Annotated in this window: 5 protein-coding genes; 1 reads left to right on the top strand and 4 read right to left on the bottom strand. The window is 41.0% G+C overall.

Going from position 1 to position 2156, the window contains the following annotated elements:
- A partial coding sequence (locus QUB66_RS19185; RefSeq protein WP_332971257.1) for a tetratricopeptide repeat protein occupies positions 1–550 on the bottom strand: 550 nt, incomplete at its 3' end.
- A 230-nt stretch (positions 551–780) separates the two neighbouring features.
- On the opposite strand from QUB66_RS19185, the gene QUB66_RS19180 reads away from it, so the two are divergent.
- Positions 781–1011 (top strand): hypothetical protein, encoded by a 231-nt coding sequence (locus QUB66_RS19180; RefSeq protein WP_332969296.1) that lies wholly within the window; start codon positions 781–783, stop codon positions 1009–1011.
- On the opposite strand, the gene QUB66_RS19175 is transcribed toward QUB66_RS19180, so the two are convergent.
- The 3 genes from QUB66_RS19175 to QUB66_RS19165 form a co-directional block, all read right to left on the bottom strand.
- Positions 1008–1226 (bottom strand): type II toxin-antitoxin system HicB family antitoxin, encoded by a 219-nt coding sequence (locus tag QUB66_RS19175; protein WP_265239081.1) that lies wholly within the window; start codon positions 1224–1226, stop codon positions 1008–1010. The two genes, QUB66_RS19180 and QUB66_RS19175, sit on opposite strands and share 4 nt — an antisense overlap.
- On the bottom strand, positions 1223–1444 hold the full coding sequence (locus QUB66_RS19170; protein WP_265239080.1) for a type II toxin-antitoxin system HicA family toxin: 222 nt from the start codon (positions 1442–1444) through the stop codon (positions 1223–1225). Before QUB66_RS19170 ends, QUB66_RS19175 begins: the two co-directional genes overlap by 4 nt.
- Before the next feature lie 437 nt (positions 1445–1881).
- A partial coding sequence (locus QUB66_RS19165; protein ID WP_332971256.1) for a type II toxin-antitoxin system PemK/MazF family toxin occupies positions 1882–2156 on the bottom strand: 275 nt, incomplete at its 5' end.

Raw genomic sequence — 2156 nt, 5'->3', positions numbered from 1 at the left:
CATAACTATTTAGCGTTATCACATTATCAGGTTGAATTTGAAGCGCTCGCTCAAACAACTCTAAAGCTTTTTTATGCTGATTATTTGAAATCAAAGCTTTGGCATAACTAAATAATGTTATCAGATTATTAGGTTCAATCTGTAGCGCTCGCTCAAACAACTGTAAAGCTTTTTTATGCTGATTATTTGCAGTCAAAGCATTGGCATAATTATTTAGCGTTATCAGATCATTAGGTTCAATTTTTACTAAAATATTCAAGATTTCTAACCATTTATCTAGCCTACTTCCACACTTTAATACCTTAGAATAGGAGCTTAAAATTTTTACATTCGTAGGGTCAATCCTCTTAGCTTTTTCAAAGATTTTAAATGCTTCTGGATATTGGTTATTTTTTGCTAATGCTTTACCATACTGTCTCAAACATTCTATATCATTGGGAGCTATTTGCAAAGCTTCCTGGAATATGCCGATCGCTCCCTTATAATCACCTGTCTGTATGAGTTCTTCAGCTTGGTTTGTTAACGTTTCGAGGCGATCGCTATTCATCATACTATGTCCCCGTTAATAGTGAAGATACTTGAATAATAGTAACACTCATACGAAACATCAGCTAAAACACTAAACTCGTCTAGTTTAGAAATAAAAATTTGATGATGATGATTCCGTAAAATCGTGCAACTTCTGGCATAAAGCTTTCCTAGACGATATGAGGATTATTTTAGCCAATCTCAGGGCACAATGACACTTGAGAGAGAAGGAATGTCGAGCGATCGCACTTTTTGACATCGAAAAGTCGATCGCCCTTTACGACTTTTTCACGCGCGAAGGGCGATCGCTCTTTTTTGCATCGTGCCGGTCGATCGCCCTTGACTACTTTTTCACGCGCGAAGGGCGATCGCTTTTCTGGGGTGGGAGGCGATCGCTTTTTGGGGATGGGAGGGCGATCGCTTTTTTGGGGATGGAGGGGTGATCGCTTTTTGGGATGGAAAGGGCGATCGCCTTTTATTTAAGCTGCAACGGTCATCCGACTTGGAGGTACTAAACCTTCTTCTTCGCAATAGTCAAGGTAGCTGGCGATCGCTTCTTGAGCATTGGCTATCGCTTCTTCATAAGTTTTCCCATAAGTGCAAGGCTGCATCGCCAGTTTAGCAAACTCTGGTAGTGTTACCAAATACAGTTGATCCTCTTGTGACCATTGAATTAATAAACTATAGCGGTAATTCATTCCTCTGATTCCTCTGCTGCAATTGTTTCTAACTCTTGAATTGCTTGTTTTAACAATTTCTCCAAATATAACGGTGTATCTTCACCGTCTTTGAAGGCAATAGTAATTAACAGTTGTAGTTGCAAATGCTTCCAGTTATGATGACTCCCCTTCCCACGCCGCTGCACAAACCCTAATCTAATCAATTCAGCCTTATAGTCCCGAATTTTCCTTGGCATATAGGCTCTTACTTCATTTACATAATTATCAATTGAGTTTCCCGATTTCCCAGTTTAGCATTAATATCGCTTTTCTGGGATGGGAGGGCGATCGCACTTTTAGCATCGAAAGGTCGATCGCCTTTTACTACTTTTTCACGGGCGAAGGGCGATCCTCTTCGAGGGCTTCGCTAACGCTCTTTTAGTATCCAAAGGTCGATCGCCCTTTACTACTTTTTCACGGGCGGCGGGCGATCGCTCTTTTTGACATCGAAAGGTCGATCGCACAACACAACGCAGTCAAACAGCATTTTGAACAGACGGAACGCTTGACAACAGGCAATTACTGCTGAATAATTTCAACGATTTTAGCGATCGCCTCGTTCAACTTATCAGGCTTAAGCTTACCAGCTTTATAAAGTATAATTTCTCGGTCAGCCGTAAACAAGCGATTAGGTCTAATGTTGCTCGTAAGGTTTAAGTCGGCCCTCACTAAAATCACTACTTTCAAGAGTAATAGCATAGCGATCGGCTATTCTCTGGCTAGTAATTTGACAAAGAATTAGATCGTCTCCTGTCAAAGTTGCTATAACTAAAGCCGGTCGGCGCTTGGCTTGTGTTAAATCTGAAAATGGGAATGGAACAACTACCACATCACCCAATACTTCTCGGTTAAGGTCTAAGCGGTACTGAGAATAGAAAAATGAAGCTCCTGGCGCTGAGTACCAGTACC

The organism is Microcoleus sp. A2-C3 (genome assembly GCF_036706065.1).
Taxonomy (GTDB): Bacteria; Cyanobacteriota; Cyanobacteriia; order Cyanobacteriales; family Microcoleaceae; genus Microcoleus.
This window is presented reverse-complemented; position numbering and strand designations above follow the sequence as displayed.

Excerpts from the sequence above, each read along its gene's own strand:
- QUB66_RS19170 (WP_265239080.1), bottom strand. The coding sequence starts at position 1,444 with ATGCCAAGGAAAATTCGGGACTATAAGGCTGAATTGATTAGATTAGGG.
- QUB66_RS19175 (WP_265239081.1), bottom strand. The coding sequence starts at position 1,226 with ATGAATTACCGCTATAGTTTATTAATTCAATGGTCACAAGAGGATCAA.